Annotated in this window: 1 rRNA gene (running past one end of the window); it reads left to right on the plus strand. The window is 52.4% G+C overall.

The features are described 5' to 3' along the window. Positions 1 to 1,374, plus strand: a 23S ribosomal RNA gene (locus tag ACFZAI_RS28800) (it extends 1,564 nt beyond the left edge of the window). Positions 1,375 to 1,476: the final 102 nt, after the last annotated feature.

A 1,476-nucleotide genomic window follows, 5' to 3' on the forward strand; every position in this document is an offset into this window, starting at 1 on the left:
GTAGTGGCACGAGCGAGCATTGCTTGCGAAGTGATTGGAAGTGGTTCCAAGAAAAGCCTCTAAGCTTCAGCTGTACGAGACCGTACCGCAAACCGACACAGGTGGACGGGATGAATATTCCAAGGCGCTTGAGAGAACTCAGGAGAAGGAACTCGGCAAATTGATACCGTAACTTCGGGAGAAGGTATACCCCGGTAGTGTGAAGCGCCTGCGCGCTTAGCATGATGGGGTCGCAGAGAATCGGTGGCTGCGACTGTTTATTAAAAACACAGCACTCTGCAAAGACGAAAGTCGACGTATAGGGTGTGACGCCTGCCCGGTGCCGGAAGGTTAAGTGATGGGGTGCAAGCTCTTGATCGAAGCCCCGGTAAACGGCGGCCGTAACTATAACGGTCCTAAGGTAGCGAAATTCCTTGTCGGGTAAGTTCCGACCTGCACGAATGGCGTAACGATGGCCACACTGTCTCCTCCTGAGACTCAGCGAAGTTGAAGTGTTTGTGATGATGCAATCTACCCGCGGCTAGACGGAAAGACCCCATGAACCTTTACTGTAGCTTTGCATTGATCTGTGAACCGGCCTGTGTAGGATAGGTGGGAGGCTTTGAAGCGTAGTCGCTAGATTACGTGGAGCCATCCTTGAAATACCACCCTGGTTTGTTTGCGGTTCTAACCTTGGTCCGTTATCCGGATCGGGGACAGTGCATGGTGGGCAGTTTGACTGGGGCGGTCTCCTCCCAAAGTGTAACGGAGGAGTTCGAAGGTACGCTAGGTACGGTCGGAAATCGTGCTGATAGTGCAATGGCATAAGCGTGCTTGACTGTGAGACTGACAAGTCGAACAGGTGCGAAAGCAGGACATAGTGATCCGGTGGTTCTGAATGGAAGGGCCATCGCTCAACGGATAAAAGGTACTCTGGGGATAACAGGCTGATACCGCCCAAGAGTTCATATCGACGGCGGTGTTTGGCACCTCGATGTCGGCTCATCTCATCCTGGGGCTGTAGCCGGTCCCAAGGGTATGGCTGTTCGCCATTTAAAGAGGTACGTGAGCTGGGTTTAAAACGTCGTGAGACAGTTTGGTCCCTATCTGCCGTGGGCGTTGGATACTTGACGGAGCCTGCTCCTAGTACGAGAGGACCGGAGTGGACGTACCTCTGGTGTACCGGTTGTCATGCCAATGGCATTGCCGGGTAGCTAAGTACGGAAGAGATAACCGCTGAAGGCATCTAAGCGGGAAACTCGTCTGAAGATTAGGTATCCCGGGGACTTGATCCCCCTAAAGAGTCGTTCGAGACCAGGACGTTGATAGGTCGGGTGTGGAAGCGCAGTAATGCGTTAAGCTAACCGATACTAATTGCTCGTGAGGCTTGATCCTATAACACTGATGGTTATTGACCTGGTGATATAGCGTTCCAAGTGTCGTTCAATACAAAATCTGGCTGCACCGTCAGCAGCCAGCCAACACCAATTACATACC

This window comes from Achromobacter sp. NPDC008082 (assembly GCF_042957345.1).
In the GTDB taxonomy this organism is placed as follows: domain Bacteria; phylum Pseudomonadota; class Gammaproteobacteria; order Burkholderiales; family Burkholderiaceae_B; genus Achromobacter; species Achromobacter kerstersii_A.